This is a genomic window from Ruegeria sp. D4, assembly GCF_056534475.1.
This window is the reverse complement of sequence record NZ_JBQFPJ010000012.1, coordinates 77,813-94,712: the sequence shown is the minus strand read 5'-3', so window position 1 is coordinate 94,712 and position 16,900 is coordinate 77,813. Positions and strand designations below refer to the sequence as shown.

Annotated in this window: 17 protein-coding genes and 1 riboswitch; of the genes, 3 read left to right on the top strand and 14 right to left on the bottom strand. The window is 61.7% G+C overall.

Annotation, left to right across the window (positions count from 1 at the left end; translation table 11 throughout):
• Positions 1-40: 40 nt before the first annotated feature.
• The 6 genes from cobF to cbiE are packed head-to-tail and all read right to left on the bottom strand — an operon-like array spanning position 41 to position 5,166.
• A complete protein-coding gene (gene cobF, locus ACR0MI_RS16100) occupies positions 41-784 on the bottom strand; it encodes a precorrin-6A synthase (deacetylating) (RefSeq protein ID WP_170609598.1) in 744 nt (247 codons plus the stop codon).
• Entirely contained in the window at positions 777-1,505 is a 729-nt protein-coding gene (gene cobA, locus ACR0MI_RS16095) for a uroporphyrinogen-III C-methyltransferase (RefSeq protein ID WP_170816726.1), read from the bottom strand. Before cobA ends, cobF begins: the two co-directional genes overlap by 8 nt.
• On the bottom strand, positions 1,502-2,818 hold the full coding sequence (locus ACR0MI_RS16090) for a cobyrinic acid a,c-diamide synthase CobB (RefSeq protein WP_170808264.1): 1,317 nt from the start codon (positions 2,816-2,818) through the stop codon (positions 1,502-1,504). The genes cobA and ACR0MI_RS16090 overlap by 4 nt, the downstream gene beginning before the upstream one ends.
• Positions 2,811-3,605, bottom strand: coding sequence for a precorrin-4 C(11)-methyltransferase (gene cobM, locus ACR0MI_RS16085; protein ID WP_170816727.1), 795 nt, complete (start codon positions 3,603-3,605; stop codon positions 2,811-2,813). The genes ACR0MI_RS16090 and cobM overlap by 8 nt, the downstream gene beginning before the upstream one ends.
• Positions 3,602-3,970, bottom strand: a complete 369-nt coding sequence (locus ACR0MI_RS16080; protein ID WP_170808278.1) for a cobalamin biosynthesis protein — start codon at positions 3,968-3,970, stop codon at positions 3,602-3,604. Before ACR0MI_RS16080 ends, cobM begins: the two co-directional genes overlap by 4 nt.
• A complete protein-coding gene (gene cbiE, locus ACR0MI_RS16075) occupies positions 3,967-5,166 on the bottom strand; it encodes a precorrin-6y C5,15-methyltransferase (decarboxylating) subunit CbiE (protein ID WP_170816728.1) in 1,200 nt (399 codons plus the stop codon). Before cbiE ends, ACR0MI_RS16080 begins: the two co-directional genes overlap by 4 nt.
• Between cbiE and ACR0MI_RS16070 the strand changes: the two genes are divergently transcribed.
• Positions 5,165-5,896 carry a cobalt-precorrin-6A reductase gene (locus tag ACR0MI_RS16070; protein ID WP_170816729.1) on the top strand — a complete coding sequence of 244 codons (732 nt, stop codon included), beginning with the start codon at positions 5,165-5,167 and terminating at the stop codon, positions 5,894-5,896. The two genes, cbiE and ACR0MI_RS16070, sit on opposite strands and share 2 nt — an antisense overlap.
• On the opposite strand, the gene cobJ is transcribed toward ACR0MI_RS16070, so the two are convergent.
• The 7 genes from cobJ to ACR0MI_RS16035 are packed head-to-tail and all read right to left on the bottom strand — an operon-like array spanning position 5,887 to position 13,855.
• Positions 5,887-6,651 carry a precorrin-3B C(17)-methyltransferase gene (cobJ, locus tag ACR0MI_RS16065; RefSeq protein ID WP_170609605.1) on the bottom strand — a complete coding sequence of 255 codons (765 nt, stop codon included), beginning with the start codon at positions 6,649-6,651 and terminating at the stop codon, positions 5,887-5,889. The two genes, ACR0MI_RS16070 and cobJ, sit on opposite strands and share 10 nt — an antisense overlap.
• Entirely contained in the window at positions 6,648-7,376 is a 729-nt protein-coding gene (locus ACR0MI_RS16060; protein ID WP_170808268.1) for a precorrin-2 C(20)-methyltransferase, read from the bottom strand. The genes cobJ and ACR0MI_RS16060 overlap by 4 nt, the downstream gene beginning before the upstream one ends.
• Positions 7,373-8,002, bottom strand: a complete 630-nt coding sequence (locus tag ACR0MI_RS16055; protein ID WP_170609609.1) for a precorrin-8X methylmutase — start codon at positions 8,000-8,002, stop codon at positions 7,373-7,375. The genes ACR0MI_RS16060 and ACR0MI_RS16055 overlap by 4 nt, the downstream gene beginning before the upstream one ends.
• Positions 8,002-9,129, bottom strand: coding sequence for a precorrin-3B synthase (cobG, locus tag ACR0MI_RS16050; RefSeq protein ID WP_170816730.1), 1,128 nt, complete (start codon positions 9,127-9,129; stop codon positions 8,002-8,004). Before cobG ends, ACR0MI_RS16055 begins: the two co-directional genes overlap by 1 nt.
• On the bottom strand, positions 9,126-12,419 hold the full coding sequence (cobN, locus tag ACR0MI_RS16045) for a cobaltochelatase subunit CobN (protein WP_480854868.1): 3,294 nt from the start codon (positions 12,417-12,419) through the stop codon (positions 9,126-9,128). Before cobN ends, cobG begins: the two co-directional genes overlap by 4 nt.
• Before the next feature lie 3 nt (positions 12,420-12,422).
• Entirely contained in the window at positions 12,423-13,478 is a 1,056-nt protein-coding gene (gene cobW / locus ACR0MI_RS16040; RefSeq protein WP_170816732.1) for a cobalamin biosynthesis protein CobW, read from the bottom strand.
• Positions 13,475-13,855 carry a DUF1636 domain-containing protein gene (locus tag ACR0MI_RS16035; protein ID WP_170609617.1) on the bottom strand — a complete coding sequence of 127 codons (381 nt, stop codon included), beginning with the start codon at positions 13,853-13,855 and terminating at the stop codon, positions 13,475-13,477. Before ACR0MI_RS16035 ends, cobW begins: the two co-directional genes overlap by 4 nt.
• A gap of 94 nt (positions 13,856-13,949) precedes the next feature.
• A riboswitch (cobalamin riboswitch) is annotated at positions 13,950-14,157 on the bottom strand.
• A 485-nt stretch (positions 14,158-14,642) separates the two neighbouring features.
• Here ACR0MI_RS16035 and ACR0MI_RS16030 point away from each other — a divergent pair.
• Positions 14,643-14,978 carry a hypothetical protein gene (locus ACR0MI_RS16030; protein ID WP_170609619.1) on the top strand — a complete coding sequence of 112 codons (336 nt, stop codon included), beginning with the start codon at positions 14,643-14,645 and terminating at the stop codon, positions 14,976-14,978.
• A gap of 171 nt (positions 14,979-15,149) precedes the next feature.
• Here the strand turns inward: ACR0MI_RS16030 and ACR0MI_RS16025 are convergent, their stop codons facing one another.
• On the bottom strand, positions 15,150-15,656 hold the full coding sequence (locus tag ACR0MI_RS16025; RefSeq protein WP_480854866.1) for a YybH family protein: 507 nt from the start codon (positions 15,654-15,656) through the stop codon (positions 15,150-15,152).
• Positions 15,657-15,900: 244 nt separating this feature from the next.
• On the opposite strand from ACR0MI_RS16025, the gene ACR0MI_RS16020 reads away from it, so the two are divergent.
• Positions 15,901-16,800 (top strand): LysR family transcriptional regulator, encoded by a 900-nt coding sequence (locus tag ACR0MI_RS16020; protein WP_170609623.1) that lies wholly within the window; start codon positions 15,901-15,903, stop codon positions 16,798-16,800.
• The last annotated feature ends 100 nt before the right edge of the window (positions 16,801-16,900 follow it).

The following is a 16,900-nucleotide window of genomic DNA, read 5'->3' as shown; positions in this document are numbered from 1 at the left end:
CCCGCCTGATCAACAAACTCACCTGCTATGCCACTTTGCGTCAGACCGCGCGCCTTTTCAGCAGATAGATATCCATGATCCAGCCATGCTCGGCTCGTGCGCGGGCGCGGGTCTCCAGAATCTCCTGCGCCACCTCGGAAAGTTGGCCATGGATCAGCAGCTCTTCCTTCATGCCGACGAACGCGCCCCACCAGATGTCATAATCCTTCATCTCCAGAGACTGGAACGAGCATTCACCATCCAGCATGACCGCCACCTTGGTCGCGGCTTCGGGCCAGCCCTGTTCGCGAAGCCTTCGGCCAGTCGTGACAACATAAGGCGCGCCAATATCGTTGACCGGAATTCCGTGCGCTGCGGTCAGAGCTTGCAACGCGGTGATGCCGGGGATTACCCTTTTCTGTGGCTGGGGGGTCAGTCGCGCGGCAATTCGCAAAGAACTGTCGTAAAGCGACGGATCACCCCAGATCAATAGCGCCACATTCCGGGTCTCTGGATCAGCCTCCATCGCCTCCTGCCAACGCAGGGCGATGGCGTCGTGCCACTCATCAACACCGCGCAGATAGCCGTCCTCGGCCCGGCGTTCAGGAATGTCGAAATAAGCGATCCGGGGCGGGGTATCTGTCACCTGCGCGATGATCTCTTCACGCAGTCCTGCCAGATCGGCCTTGTTCTCGCCCTTGCGCGGGATCAGGATCAGATCGGCCTCACGGATTGCCTTTGCCCCCTGAAAAGTCACGTGATCCGGGTTGCCCGTGCCAATGCCGATCAGGGACAGCTCATACATTGTCAAACTCCGCCAGCGGGCCATACAGGATCAGGGCCGGGGCTGTGCCGATTTCGGATTGCAACTGTTCCGCCAAAGCGCCGATGGTGGCACGGCGAAGCTTCTGGTCGGGGGTCGAGACGGACTCGGCCATCAATGCCGGAGTATCCAGCGGCAAGCCATGGGAGTGAAGTGCCTCGACTAGCAAGGGGAAGGTGCGTTTGCCCATGAAAACCACTGTTGTCGCGGAAGGGTCCGCCAGTGCGGGCAGATTCAGATCTTCCGGTAACTGGCCGCTGACATCGTGTCCGGTCACAAATTGCACGCGGCGGGCAGTCAGACGACGGGTCAACGGGATGCCCGCTGCCGCCGCGGCCGCAACGGCTGACGGAATGCCGGGAATGATTTCATAGTCGATACCAGCATCCCGCAACGCGACAAGCTCTTCTTCCAGACGACCGAACAAGCCGCCATCACCGGATTTCAGGCGCACGACATGCTGGCCAGTACGGGCATAGTCCACCAGCAATCGGCTGACATGATCCTGTTTCGGCGACGGGCGGCCGGCCCGTTTGCCTACCCCGACCAGATCGGCATCATCGCGCGCATGGGACAGGATTGGGCCACTGCTGAGATCGTCAAACAGCACCGCGTCCGCCTTTTGCAACCGATTCACCGCCTTGAGCGTCATCAACTCGGGATCGCCAGGGCCAGAGCCGATGAAGGAAACAAAACCGCTCATGCCGAGGCCTCGGCTATCAGATGAAAGAAGGTGCCTGTCACGTGTCCGCGTACCGATCCGGTCTGCGGTCCTTCGGTGCCTTCTGCGTCAAACACGCGCGCCAAAGGGGGGTCTGGCTGTTCGACAATCGACGAATAATGAAACTCATGCCCACGCAATGCCGTACCGGCGGCAAGTCCCGGCATCGGCGACAGCAATTCCGCCCGACGATAGCCCAGATTGAATTTGCGTTTTTCGTAAGATGTCACCAGACCCAGCAATCCGGCCATCCGGTGCCGGGTGCCGTCCTTGTCGATCAACCCCTCGCCCAAGGCCATGTAGCCCCCACATTCCCCGTGAACGGGCTTTGTATCGGCATGTTTGCGCAGCCCGGACAGGAACGTATCAGCCGCCGCCAGCGTTCCGGCGTGCAGTTCCGGATACCCGCCGGGCAGCCACACAAGATCAGCATCCGCGGCCGGAGCTTCGTTCGCCAGTGGCGAAAATGGCAGAACTTCAGCCCCTGCTGCGCGCCACCCTTCCAGCAGATGCGGGTAGGTGAACGAAAACGCCGCATCCTGTGCCAATGCGATCCGTTGCGCCGGAGGGCGCGGCAGCGCGGCTGACGATGGCCCTTTCGGGCCTGAGGAAGCTGCAGCCTTGATCGCTTCAAGGTCCACATGTTCGCGCAGGAATGCTGCATACCCGGCAATGGCGCTTTCCAGATCCGGGTGTTCGACCGCCTGAATCAGGCCAAGATGGCGTTCAGGCAAGGTAAGATCACCGCGCCGCGGCAGGACGCCCAGCACCGGCAGACCCGCGCGTTCCATCCCCAGACGGGTCAGGCGTTCATGCCGTGGGCTGGCACAGCGGTTCAGGATTACTCCGGCAAAGGGCAGGTCCGGATTGTACATTCGGAACCCAAGTGCCGTCGCCGCCGCAGATTGCGCCTGACCGCCTACATCCAGCACCAGTACAACGGGCCAGCCCATGCGCTGCGCTGTCTCAGCGCTGGACCCGTGCCCGAGTTCTCCTGGTTTGGCGACGCCATCGAACAGGCCCATCGAGCCTTCGGCCACAACGATATCCGCGCCTTCGGCCTGGGCTGAGATCGCGTTCAGCAAGGGGTCGCCCATCGCCCAACTGTCCAGATTGAACGAGGCCCGCCCGGCTGCCGCCCGATGAAACGCCGGGTCGATATAATCCGGCCCGCTTTTGAACGGCTGAACTGACAAACCATCTTCGGCCAGCGCACGCAAAAGGCCCAGCATGACTGTTGTCTTGCCGGTTCCCGAAGAAGGGGCGGAAATCAGCAATCCCGGGGGGTTAGTCATCGCCGTGGCTCCAGCTCGACCAGGGGCTTTCCGCACTTTGCGGGCGGTAGCGACGATCATAGGTCTTTGAATACAGGCAACTTTCGTCAAACCCTTCACCTGCCAATGCAGGACCGACAAGGATCAGCGCGGTACGCGAAATGCTCTCGTCCAGCGACTCTTTCAATGTGTTCAGCGTCGCGCGGATGATCCTCTCATCCGGCCAGCTTGCCCTATACACGACGGCGACAGGACAATTCGCGCCATAGGCCGGTGTAAGGTCGGCGATCACCTTGTCCAGATTGCCAATCGACAGGTGGATGGCAAGTGTTGCGCCGGTGCGGGCAAAGTTTTCCAGCGTCTCGCCTTCGGGCATGGACGATGCGCGGCCCGGCGTACGGGTCAAAACAACAGATTGTGCCAGTCCGGGCAGGGTCAGTTCCGTGCCAAGCGCCGCGGCGGCCGCGGCGAAGGACGGAACGCCGGGGGTGACGCTGACCGGGATGCCCATCTGTTTCAGGCGCCGGATCTGTTCGCCCATTGCCGACCAGACCGACAGGTCGCCGGAATGCAGCCGCGCCACGTCGTGACCAGCCTGATGCGCGGTCTCGATCTCCGCCATGATCTGATCCAGATCCATCGGTGCGGTGTTCACGATCTTCGCGCCTTCGGGGCAATGATCCAGAATTTCTTCGGGCACCAGTGATCCGGCGTACAGGCATACCGGGCAGGACGCGATGATATCGCGCCCGCGCAGCGTCAACAGGTCGGCGGCGCCCGGTCCGGCGCCAATGAAATGAACGGTCATGTTTGTCCTCCGATGGCGACGGCGCAGGTCGCAAGCCGGTCGTCCGAAATCAGTCTGGGTGAGAGAAGCCGCGCCCCGGAACCGGCGGCGGCAAGGGCGGATGCTTCGGCCACGCTGCCGGTGCCATAAGTGGCCCGGCTGCGGTTCGAGCAGGTGAGGGTCCGCTGCCCGGCCAGATCGGCGGGCGCGATGAAATGCAGAGGCAAGGCCAGCTTTTGGGCAAAATCAGTCAGGGCAGTGTGGCCTTGCTTGTCGGCAACAGTGGCCAGCGCATCCACACGATGCCCGGATGCGGCCGCCTTGAATGCCGCCTGCAAACTGTCCGCCGTGGCGGATGACGAAAAGCCAAGGCCCGCGACGATCATAGTGTCACGCTCCATTGCACCACCGGATAAGCGGCCTTCCAGCCGCGACGCGGGCCAAGCGGTGCCGCATGAGACAGGTCAATGCGCAACAGGTCGCCGCCGCGTTCCTCGTGCCATTGGGCCAGCAATGCCTCGCTTTCCAGCGTGACGGCGTTGGCCACCAATCGCGTACCTTGGGGCAAATTGCTCTGCAGCCATTCCAGCAGGTCAACACTCAGCCCGCCGCCAATGAAAACAACGTCAGGCGGGGTCAAGCCATCCAGCGCCCCGGGGGCCGTGCCATGCACCACTTTCAGTCGATCCTGCCCCAGTGTATCGGCATTCCGGCGGATACGCTCGGCCCGGTCGGCGCGAGGCTCGATCGTGGTCGCCGTCAGGCTCGGGTCGCACATCAGCCACTCGATACTGATCGAGCCCGTGCCGCCTCCGATATCCCACAGATGTTCGCCGCGTTGTGGCGCCAGCGCAGACAGGGTCAGCGCGCGGATGGGGCGCTTGGTGATCTGCCCGTCGGTTTCGAATATCTCATCCGGCTTGCCCGAGGCTTTGGGCAGGGCGCGGCCCGCACCCGCGACGTCAAGCCCGACGCAAACCGGGTGCTCGAAGGTTCCCAGAAGCGCCTCGGTGAGCGAGACACTGCGGGCCCGCTCACGCGGGCCGCCAAGCGCCTCCATCACGTGAAGTTGCGTGTCGGCAAAGCCGGTCTCGGTCAGGTAATTGGCCAATTCGGCCACCGCCGCGCCATTGCGCAGCAGCAGGATTGCACGCAATCCCGGGGACAGATGTGGGCGCAGCCGGGTCAGAGGGGCGGCATGCAACCCGAAGGTCAAAGTGCTTTCCAAGGGCCAGCCCAGCCGCGCGGCAGCCAGGGAAAAGGTCGACTGACCCGGCAGGGCCAACCACTCACCGGGATCGAAATTGCGCGCGATCACCGACCCGGCACCGAACCAGAACGGATCACCCGAGGCCAGTACCACAGTGGCGCGACCGCGCAGCCCGGTCAGAATGGGCAACCCATCGGCAAATGGCACTGGCCACGCGATCCGCTCGGCCCCGTTTTCGGGAACCAGCGCCAGATGGCGCGGTGGCCCCATGACGACTTCTGCGCGGTCCAGCACTTGACGGCTTGCCGGCGACAGGCCATCCAGTCCATCTTCGCCCAGTCCAAGAACGGTCAGCCACGGAGCTTCATGCATGTCCCACCTCCTGATCCTTGGCGGCACGACCGAGGCCAACGCGTTGGCCAAGGCGGTTGCCGACCGGGGCATAGCTGCAAACTACTCCTACGCAGGCCGGGTGGACAATCCGCGACCGCAGCCATTGCCGGTCCGGGTGGGCGGGTTTGGCGGGGCGGAAGGGCTGGCGCGTTACATTCGTGATCACGGTGTCAGCCATGTGGTTGATGCCACCCATCCCTTTGCCGCGCAGATGAGCCGGAATGCGGTTCAGGCATGTGATGAAAAAGGTATTCCGCTGGCCGCGCTGACCAGGCCAGCCTGGACCCCGCAGAACGGAGATTGCTGGACACACGTGGCGGACATCGCCGCGGCGGTGGATGCCCTGTCCGGGGCGTCTCAGCGCGTTTTTCTTGCGGTAGGCCGGATGCATCTCGGGGATTTCGCCGCCCAGCCCCAGCATCACTACCTGTTGCGGCTGGTGGATAAGCCCGAATCCTTGCCGCTGCCGGATTGCGACGTCGTCGTTTCCCGCGGACCGTTTACGGTGGAGGACGACAGGGCGCTGATGGCGCAGCACGGCACAGAACTGGTGGTGTCCAAGAACGCGGGCGGAACCGGCGCACGGGCCAAACTGGACGCAGCGCGGGCGATGGGCTTGCCGGTGCTGATGATCGATCGTCCGGTCCTGCCGCAGCGAGCCGAGTTGTCGAATGTTGCAGACGTTCTGGACTGGCTGGGTCATTCCTGATCCCTGGCCTGAGTAAACCTTGGCGTGTAGACAATTGGCCCGCGGTCCCTGTCTATCACACGGGTCAGTGAAGATCCGACAATCACCACGGTCTGCATGTCGGCCATGTCAGGTGTCGCCTCGGCAAGGGTCGAGATGCGAATGGCCTCGTCGGGCCGCGTAACCGCTCGGGCGAACAGGATCAGACGCTCTGGCTCACATTCCTCGCGCAGGATTTCCAGTGTCTTTACAAAGCCTTCTGGACGGGACTTGGAGCGAGGGTTATAGAATGCCATCGCGAAGTCCCCCTGCGCGGCCAGACGCAGACGTTTTTCAATCAAAGACCACGGCTTGAGATTGTCGCTGAGGTTGATGGCACAGAAATCATGACCCAGCGGCGCACCGGCGCGGGCCGAAGCGGCCAGCATCGCCGTAATCCCGGGCAGCACGTCAATCGGAATTTCACGCCATTCCGAGGGGCCGTTTTCCAATGCCTCGAACACGGCGGCGGCCATGGCAAAGACACCCGGATCGCCCGAAGACACAACCACCACGCGCTTGCCCTCTGACGCCATCTGCAACGCGTACTGCGACCGGTCGATCTCGACTCGGTTGTCGCTTGCGTGCAGCGTCAGGCCGGTGCGCTCTGCCACCCGGGCGACGTAGGGAATGTATCCGACAACGTCGGTCGCTTCGGCCAATGCAGCCGAAACCTCGGGAGTGACCAGATCCTCATTGCCGGGGCCTAGCCCCGCGATTTTGACCCAGCCGCTCATGGACGACGACCCTGGCCATGGACAACGATGATCGAGAAATAGGGCGTGATCTTGCCGCACGCCTCGGACAGCTTCGTCACTGTTTGGTTCGGCATTTGCGCGTATTCAACGATCCAGGCACGGTCATAAAGCCCGGCTGTCTGCAATGCGCGTTTGACCTTGTCGATATTGCGGCCGATTTTCATCACCACCAGCGCATCCGTCTGGGCCATGCGCTGGGCCAGATCGTCCTCGGGCAGGGTGCCGACCAGTACTGTCAGCACGTCATCGCCCCAGGTTATCGGATCGCCGGTTGCGGTCCACGCGCCCGACATGCCGGTGATGGCGGGCACCACCTCGACCGGAGCGTTGTCGCGCAACCGGCTGTATAGATGCATGAACGAGCCGTAAAAGAACGGGTCACCTTCGCACAGAACCACCACGTCTTCGCCGTTTTCAGACAGCGCCTTTAGATGCGCGGTGCAGTCTTCGTAGAACTCAGACAGCAATTCGTTGTAGCGCGGGTCCGTGACGGGAATTTCCGTGGTGACGGGGTATTCCATCGGGAATTCAACTGCCCCTTCCGGGATCATCCCGTTTACGATCTTGCGGGCCTGACCGCTGCGGCCCGGCTTGCGGAAAAAGGCGACGTGTTTTGCGTTGCGCAGCAGGCGATCCGCCCGAACGCTCATCAGGTCGGGATCGCCGGGGCCAAGGCCCACACCGTATATTGTGCCCATCTTCATTCCGCCCGGCTTGCGATGGCGTTGATCGCTGCCACGGTAATGGCGCTGCCGCCCAGCCTGCCTTTGACGATGCAGGACGGCACGGGCTGCGCTTCCCATAAGGCGTCCTTGGATTCCATCGCGCCGACGAACCCCACGGGGCAGCCGATGATGGCGGCGGGACGGGGGCAGCCGGGGTCTTCCAGCATGTTGAGCAGATGAAAAAGGGCGGTAGGCGCGTTGCCGATGGCGACCAGAGCGCCTTCCAGATGGGGGCGCCACAATTCCAGCGCGGCGGCGGACCGGGTGTTGCTCATCTCGGCGGCCAGCGGGCGCACGCGTTCGTCATGCAGGGTGCAGATCACCTGGTTGTCGGCGGGCAGGCGAAAACGGGTCACGCCTTCGCTGACCATGCGCGCGTCACACAGGATTGGGGCGCCGCTTTCCAGCGCCGTGCGGGCCGCGGTCACAAATCCCGGCGAGAAATGCACGAACTCTTCCAGCCCCACCATTCCGGCGGCATGGATCATGCGAACGGCGACCTGTTCCTCGTCGGCGTCGAACCGGGCCAGATCTGCCTCAGAGCGGATGGTGGCAAAGCTTTCCTTGTAGATCGCGGCACCATCGGTTTCGTATTCATAGGGCATCAGGTCAGGTCCATAGTCATGAGTGTTTCGGGGCTCAGCCCGCGCTGGCTGGGCTCATCCCCCGCGCGGCCCTGATTTACAAGATCAAATCGGCCGTTCCGGCCAATCAAAGTGACGTCGGCCGGGCCCATTCGGGCACATCCCTTGGAGCAACCGGACACGTGCAGTGTGCCGGCCACGCGCGGGGCCAGGGCACGGGCAATGTCGCGGGTTTCTGCCTGCGCCTGAGGGCAGAATGGCGCACCGGGGCAGGCATCTGTGGTCATGAGTGGGTCGGCGTCATCGGTGACAAAGTCTGCAGCAGGTATCGACGCCCCGCCTTCCAGCAGGATCAGCCGCCAGGGAGTGACACGCAGAGCAGTCGCGCCGGTCACCGCGATCAGTTCGGCAAGTGGCTGGGCGGGCAGTTGCCCGAACGCCGCGCCATAGAATGTACCCAGATCGTGAGTGCCAGGCTGAAGCGGATCGCCAGTCGCGGCAGAGTTGCTGCCCTGCCACTCCTGCGGCAGGCCTAGTGCTGCCACGACCCGCGCCATGCGGCGATTTTCCGGGGTGAAGTTCCTTGAGAACCATTGTGCCAACGCGATCAATTGGTCGATCGCCTTGGCCTCGGTGACACGTCGCCCGGTGTCAGACCCGTCCGCGCGCAGGATCAGGCCGTCAGGACCGGTCTCCAGCCGAATATCCGCTGAATCCGCTGCAAGCAGACGGTTCGGGCCGGTGTCGATGGCAAAGCCGAACTTGGCGGGCAAGTCGGGCAATTCACCCAGCCGGTCAGTCAACTCCGTAGTCAGACGGCTGGTCAGATCGCCGGTTTGATACAGCGGCGAGACGAGTATGTTGCGCCGCACTTCAATGCCGGGCTCTGCATCCAGCAAGTCCAGTGCAGAGAGTTTTTGAAGCAGAGGCTGGTGATCAGCTTCGCTCACGCCGCGCAATTGCAGGTTGGCCCGGTTGGTCAGATCGATGGTGCCGTTGCCGAATTGCCCTGCCAGCTCGCACAGGCCCAATGCCTGTTTGGCATCCAGCCGCGCCAGCCGAGGGCGCACACGAACGACCAGCCCGTCGCCGGACATCATCGGTCGATGCGCGCCGGGGCACCAGCCTTGTACGATCGGTGCGCTCATCTCAGACCCTCCAGATCGGCCCGGATCGAGTTCCGGCGCGTGTTCCAAAGCCCGGCCTCCAGCAGCGCGCGGAACCGGTCCTGCATGGCCTGATGCGCTTGCGGGTTGGCCCGTTGCAGGAACGCGTCCACCTCGACATCGCCCAGCGTCGCGTCATGGTAGAGGTCAAAAAGATGTGGCGCGACCGTACCGGACAGGTGGGCAAAAGAAGCCATGTGATCCAGCGTCGCCGCGATCTCGGCCGCCCCGCGGAAACCGTGGCGCTGCATCCCCGCGATCCAGGCGGGATTGGCGGCCCGGGCATGGACGACGCGGCTGATCTCTTCCGGCAGGGTGCGGGCGCGGGGTTTATCCGGATTGGTGTTGTCGAGATGGTAAAGTTGGACCTCGCCGCCGGTAATCTTCTTGGCCGCCGCGAAACCGGCCTCATGCGTGGCATAGTCGTTGGCCAGCAGCAGGTCGGTTTCGGTCAGGTCCTGAAGGTGCACGAAGCTGTCCGCATTGGCGACTTGTCGGGTAATGCCGTCGATATCCTGTGCGACGTGTTCGCCTTCCAGTGCGAATGAACTGGCCTGTAGCCAGGCCTCACCCGCCTGCGTGCGGGCCTCGTCGGTGTAGGTTTCCGACAAGTGTGTCATATTCAGGCCATAACTGCCCGGAGCCGGGCCAAAGACCCGCGGGTTCGGGGTCTGCCCCGCGAAGGGATTCCAGTCCGGTGCTTCGTCCCGTTGGGACAGAGCCCGAACGGCCTGGCCAAATAAAGCGGAGAGCGTCGGGAATACATCCCGGAACAGGCCCGAAACACGCAGGGTCACGTCCAGACGCGGACGGCTGAGGTCGGTAATTGGAAGCACTTCGATGCCTGATACCCGCTCTGATCCCTTGTCCCAGACCGGTTTCACGCCCAGCAGGTGCAGCGCCATCGCGAATTCCTCGCCCGCCGTGCGCATGGTGGCAGACCCCCACAGATCGACGATCAGCCCTTTCGGATAATCGCCTTCCTCCTGCAGGTGCCGCCGAACCAGTTCCTCGGCCAGTTTCACGCCTTGTGTATAAGCCGCGCGGGTCGGGACCGACCGGGGATCGGTAGTGTAGAGGTTCCGCCCAGTGGGCAGCACATCCGATCGTCCCCGATAGGGCGAACCCGACGGGCCAGCCTCAATTCGCTTTCCGGCCAGCGCGTCCAGCAACGCGGTGCGTTCGGCGTGTGCAGATGGCGCGGGGTCGAAATTGCCGGTCATTTCAGGCACGCGGCCAAAAATATGCAGCCCGTCGCCAAACTGGCTTTCCTTGATGTCGCAGACAAAGCGGTCGATGCAAGTGATTGCCTCGGCGATACAGGTGGCCTGGTCAAGACCAAGATCGCTTTCCAGACCGATGGCCTGCGCTTCCTGCCGGATATCTTCCTGCAAGCGGTCGCGTCGTTTGGGGTCAAGCCCGTCTGCGTTCGAGAATTCGTCCAGCAGCGATTCAAGCCGAACCATTCTGTCCGGCGTGCCGCTCTCCTTCATCGGGGGCGGGATGTGACCCAGCGTGACGGCTCCGATCCGGCGCTTGGCCTGTGCGGCTTCGCCTGGGTCGTTGACAATGAAGGGGTAGATCACCGGCAAATCACGGATCAGCGCCTCGGGCCAGCACTCGGCGGACAGGGCAACGGATTTTCCCGGCAGCCATTCCAGAGTGCCATGGGCGCCAATATGGATCAGTGCGTCGGCGTGCAGGCTTTTGCGCAGCCAAAGGTAAAACGCGACATAGCTGTGACGCGGTGTGCGCGAAAGGTTGTGATAGTCGTCATCGCGCAGTTCAGGCGTGCCACGTTCGGGTTGCAGCGCGACCAGCGCCTTGCCCCGGTGAAGCGCGGTGAAATGGAACGCGCCATCAACAAAGGTCGGATCATCCTCGGGCTTGCCCCAGACTGTTTGCAGGTCCGTATTAAGTTGATCCGGCAACATTGCAAGCGCGGCCTGATAATCTTCGAGCGACCAGGAAATCCGGGCGCCCAGCAATGTGTCGGCGATCGGTTCGGCAGGGGCTGTGTCATACCCGGCGCATTGCAAATCTGACAGCATCGCTTCGGCTGACGCCAGCGCATCAAGGCCCACCGCATGGGCCATCTGCCAGTCCTTGCCGGGATAGGTGGACAGGACCAGAACCGGCACCTGTTCCGCTTTGGGCCGGTCGTTCAGGTTCAGCCAACCGGTTACACGATCAATGATCGCTTCGATCCGTTCAGGTTCAGCGCGGTGGGCAAAGCGGGAATACTCCAGGTGCGGATCGCGTTTGCCCGGTTCCTTGAATGAAGCGATGCCCGCCGAGATCCGCCCATCCACTTCGGGCAGCACGACGTGCATGGCAAGGTCGGCGGGCGAAAGACCGCGTTCGGCCGCGGCCCACGCTTTGCGGCGTGAAGTTGCCAGAGCGACCTGGAAAACCGGCACACCAGCCGCGTCAAGCGGAGAGGTTCCCGACGCGCCTTTGCCCGAGAAGGAGGTGGCATTTATGATCGCCGAAGGTTCCAGTGCAACAATGTTTCGGCGCATCCAGTCGGCGGCAACAGGCGTTTTGAGGGAAGGGGCAAACATGCCCATTGCCTCGAACCCTCGCGTACGCAGGCTGTGGATCAGCGCGGCGACCGGGGCGGTGTCGGCGGAGGTCAGGTAGGCGCGATAGAAAGTGACAATGATGCGTTTCGCATCGTTCGTAAATGCGGCTTCGACCGGGGTTACGCCGCGGTCAGGGCACCATACACCGCATTCCGGAAGGGTTTTGGCCCCCAACACCGGTCCGGCATAAAGACCTGCCGCCAATGCCATCTGCGCCAAAGCGGCCTGCGCCGCGACCTCGCCGCCGGTGTCGCAGAGATGCGCCAGCCGCCGCAGGGTCGAGACGGGCAGGGTGGAATAGTCGTCCAGCCGGGTATCCTCACGCCCGTCGGCGGGCAGAACCGCCAGCGCGATGCCTTTGGCCTGCGCCAGCGCAAGAACCTGCTGCAGCCCGTATGACCAGTAAGGTACCCCACCAATCAGGCGGATCAGGATACCTTTTGCGCCGTCAAGCGTTTGTTCCACATATGTGTCAACGGACAGAGGGTGTTTCAGCGCCGTCAGATTGGCCAACCGCATCGTCGGCATTCGCCCTTCCGGCCCACCGCCGCGATGCCAGCCTGCCGCGAAAGCACCGAGATCGCTGTCCGAAAAGGACAACATCACCAGATCCGCCGGGCTCTGGCCCAGATCGGTCGGGGGCTCGTTTTCTTCAAGCCCGTGGCTTTCGCGGAAGACGACGTGCATGGCTTACTCGGCGGCCTCGGTCACACCCACGAGGATATCCCGGATTTCGGCCTCTTTGATGTCGTCGTGCTCGGCAATGACCACAAGACGCGAGCGGCGCTCCTCGCCGGGTTCCCAGGGGCGGTCGTACTGATGACGCACCCGGGCACCGACAGCCTGAACCAGCAGACGCATCGGTTTGCCGGCAACTGCCGCATACCCCTTGACGCGCAGGATGTTCAGTTCCCTGGCCAGACGTTCGATCTTGGCAACCAGATCGAGTGGGTCACTTTGCTCCGGCAGTTCGACGATGATGCTTTCGAAATCGTCATGTTCGTGGTCGTGGTGACCGTCGTGATGCGACGGACGCGCGTCCATGTCATCCTCGGCTGCGGCTTCCAGACCGAGCACGACGCGGACGTCTACGACGCCTTCGGCAACCTCTACGACGGGCAGCGGGCGCGGGGCCTCGGCTGCGATGATCTCTTTGGCTTTGGCAACACACTCTGGCCCGGCCAGATCGGGCTTGGTCAGCAGGATGATATCGGCGCAGGATATCTGATCCTCGAACACCTCGGAAAGAGGCGTTTCGTGGTCGATCGAGTCATCGGCCAGGCGCTGGGCATCCACCGCCTCGACATTCGGAGCGAAGCGACCTGCCGCGACCGCCTCGGCATCGGCCAGAGCGATCACGCCATCCACAGTGATTTTCGAGCGGATATCGGGCCAGTCAAAGGCTTTCAGCAGCGGCTTGGGCAGGGCGAGGCCGGAGGTTTCGATCAGAATGTGATCGGGGCGCGGGTCCAGCGCCATCAGCGCTTCGATGGTCGGAATGAAATCATCGGCCACGGTGCAGCAGATGCAGCCGTTTGCCAGTTCCATGATGTTCTCTGCCGGACAATCGGGAATGGCGCAGGATTTCAGAATATCGCCATCGACGCCCACGTCGCCGAATTCATTGACCACGACCGCCAGACGTTTGCCCTGCGGGTTCTGCATCAGGTGCTTGACCAGCGTTGTCTTCCCCGAGCCCAGAAAGCCGGTGATCACAGTGACGGGTAATTTCTCAAGAGTGCTCATTTCAGGGCTCCAATCGGGGGAATGCGGGAGGCGCAGTTTTTGCGGAAATGTTCGGGGCGCTCACGCCATTTGACCAAGCCGTCCTCGGTCGCCAGATATTTGGTCGCACCGTCGACAATGGCGTCAACGTGTTCGGCTTCGTTCAGGTTCTCATAGACAAAGGTCCAGCGACCCGGTCCACCGCGCAGCACGATCGAGCAGCCCTGATCGCAGTTCGACAGGCATTCGACGGGTTTCAGCGTGATGCCTTCGGGCAGGTCGGCCTGTTGCAGCGCTTTGTGCAGCAATGTGCCGGGGCGTTTTTCATCATCCTCGACGGGCAGTCCACGGCGGCACGTGGTACAGACCAGCAACTCGACTGGTGCGGTCTCGGTCATGTCTCTCATCCCCCCAAATCCTCTTCGCGGGGGACGGGGTTTCATGCGGGCCACGCGTCTGCACATGGACCCGACACCGGAACACCCCGCCCGGTTTCTTCTTCGGGTGCTGGCAGGTCTCCCGGCTTGCGGATGTCAGAGACTTGCTCTGGCAGATGTCCCGCCTTCCCGGCCTTTCGGCCAGTGGCTATGGGCACCCTCTCCGGTCACGGTCGCGGGGGCGGCTGCGTTTGACGGAAAAACCGCTGACGCATTCCCTTTTCATCCATCCAGGGATGGACACCAACGGGTCGGACATGCGGCACAGGCGGGGGACTTGTCAAGCTTCAGGATGCGCGGTTTCGCCGCCGGAAGGAAAAAGCGACCTGAGGTGGTCACTCAGCGGCATCGCCGGGCGTTCACGGCGCCCGAAAACCTGCGTGATTGAGGTGTTCCGTGTGATGTTCGCTGATTTTGGAAGGGGTCGGCGGGAACCGGACGGGCGGGGCGGATTCGGCTTCAGAACCACTGGGGCAGGCCGCGTGTGGACGTTGCGGCGACCAACCGCCTGTCATTTCGGGCATCGCTAAACTGAGGGATTGGGGTTTCGTTGATTAAGTAACCGCTATTCCGACCGGCTCGGGATACTCCATTTCAGTATTCGCGCAAGACCCGGCAAAAACGACCGCTTCGAGATCAAATCTGATGGCCGTCTTGCCGTGCTCAGAGTAGCCAGATTTCTTGCAAAATTATGCCTCAAACTGCCCTTAGCGGGCGTCGGCGAACAGAATTTGCCAGGAAACAAAAAATGAAAAAGTTAGCAGCCTTTCTTGTGTACTTACCCGTCGCTGCAGTTGCGGAAGACCGGGTGTTCGAGTGTGAAGCGGCGGATGCAAAATACCCGGAAATGGCGGCCACGCTGGTCAAATACGAGGGCCAGAACAAAGGGCATATTACCATTGGTGATATCGACAATAAGGCTGAGGTGTATCCCGGCCTCGACACCCTGACTTACCTGTATATCGGTGACGGCTTTACCCTGAATTACAACGTGAATCTCAAGACTGGCACGTTTGACTATTCGGCTTCGGGCAGCAAATCCGGATGGGGCAAAGGCAGCTGCAAGGAAGTTGTGGCCCAGTAATTCGCTAATGCCCGGTCTGCGGGTTGGGCCTTTCGGTTGCCGAGAAAAGTACTTGCCTGGTTCCGTCCTGAGGCCAATGTAGTTGGCCGTGGACGGAACCCGGTTAAAAGCGGCCGATCCAGTATGTGTCCAAGCCATCTGGGCGGCGTGCCAACCAATCAAATCTTTTGATCAGCAAGGTTCGGCACGCCCCGAACACGCGGGCGCGATTGATCTGCCGGCGCTGAAGGTATTCGCGTTGGACCAGATATCCCGCGCCACGCGCCATGTTCCGTCATCTTCGAGATGGTAGATATTGATGCCATGGCCGGTGGAAACAGTGGCAGGGCCCGGTTCACGCGGAACATCGGCGGCGGTAAACTCATAACGCTCAAACGCCCAGCTCGCCGCCACAACAAACTCCACTGATTGCTTTTTCCAACGGGTGTGAACGGCGTCGAAATACCCGCGCACCCAAGGCCCGACCTTGGCTTTGCCTTCCATAACAGGCGCGCCGGGTGCGATGAAGACCACGTCATCAGTGACCGTCTCAAGGAATTGATCCAGTTTGTTCGAGTTGATCGCTGCAAGATACGCTACGTGTGCGGCTTGCGGAGTGTTGGCTCTGGTGTCGGGCAGCGCCGGTGTCGCGATAGCCAACCCTATTCCAGTAAAAAGAATGGTTATCCTGATAGTCATATCGGCCTCCAAGCATTTGCGGCGATTGGACCTTGCCGGTTGTTCAAACCCGCCTATCAACGCAAAACGCATTGCAGGACGATCGTATTGCAACGCAATTCGACAGGCTTTTAGGGCAATCGCAATTTCAGATAGCTACACCACTGATTGTTCAACTCGTATCGGGTGTATTTCTCGACAATAGTTACGTTTGGTGTACCTTGCGAGGCAGGAAAAAATAGCAATCATTAAGTATTTCTACTGAATGAACCTTATTGACTGGCATAAGTTGCCGCCGCTTTCGACCCTCAGGGCGTTTGAGGCGACCGGCCGTTTAGGCGGCTATTCTGCTGCGGCGCGTTCACTGAACGTAACCACTGCCGCAATTGCCCAACAGGTGCGAAAGCTTGAGGCTGATCTGGGGATTCCACTTGTGCGCCGAGAGGGACGTGGACTTGCTTTGACCGAGGCCGGTCGGACGCTGGCCAGCACGCTCAACGACGCATTCGAGCAGATCGCAAAAGGCATTGATGATGTGACGGCTCAGGAGGCCGCTCGCGGTGTGAGTGTGTCTACGACTGTCCGATTTGTCGACGCGGTCATCATGCCACGACTTGGCGGCTTCTGGGCGGAACACCCCGGCATCCAGGTGTCTTTCGCTGCGGAAGGAAATTCGTGGGACGTCGATCTCGAAGCCTTTGACATTGCGATACGCGGAGGCCCGCCAAACCATGTTTGGAGCGGCGCGGCCCAGAAACTGCTTCTAAAGTCGCCGTTCGTATTATGCGGCACACCAGAGCTTGTCAGGTTGGGTGCGAAAAACCTGACCGATGTGCCGTGGATACAGGACAAGAGCATCGGTTCCCAAGTCTTTGAAGGTGTCGTCCGGGACTTCGGCCTGCGCGTCGACGACCTTCAGCTTGTTGATCCGGGGGGATCGAAGTTCGAGCTGGACGCCGCCTTGCAAGGCTACGGATTGCATCTAAGCCCTCTAGTGACCGTCAAAAAGTACCTGGATAAAGGCAGACTGGAAGCTATCGACGTGCCGCCGAAATGGGTGGCCTGCTACTTCGCGGTCTACCGAAAGGGGCGCATTTCCGATCAGGTAGGTGCTTTCCTGAAATGGCTTGAGTTGACGTGCGCACCACTTTCTCAGGAGGCTTGAGAACCTCGAACTGGATTCCGTCCAGCGTCATATCGGGCACTGGCCCGTCATTATGTTCACGCTATCGGGCCTGGGGCTGATCAGAGTTGCCTCGTGCAGG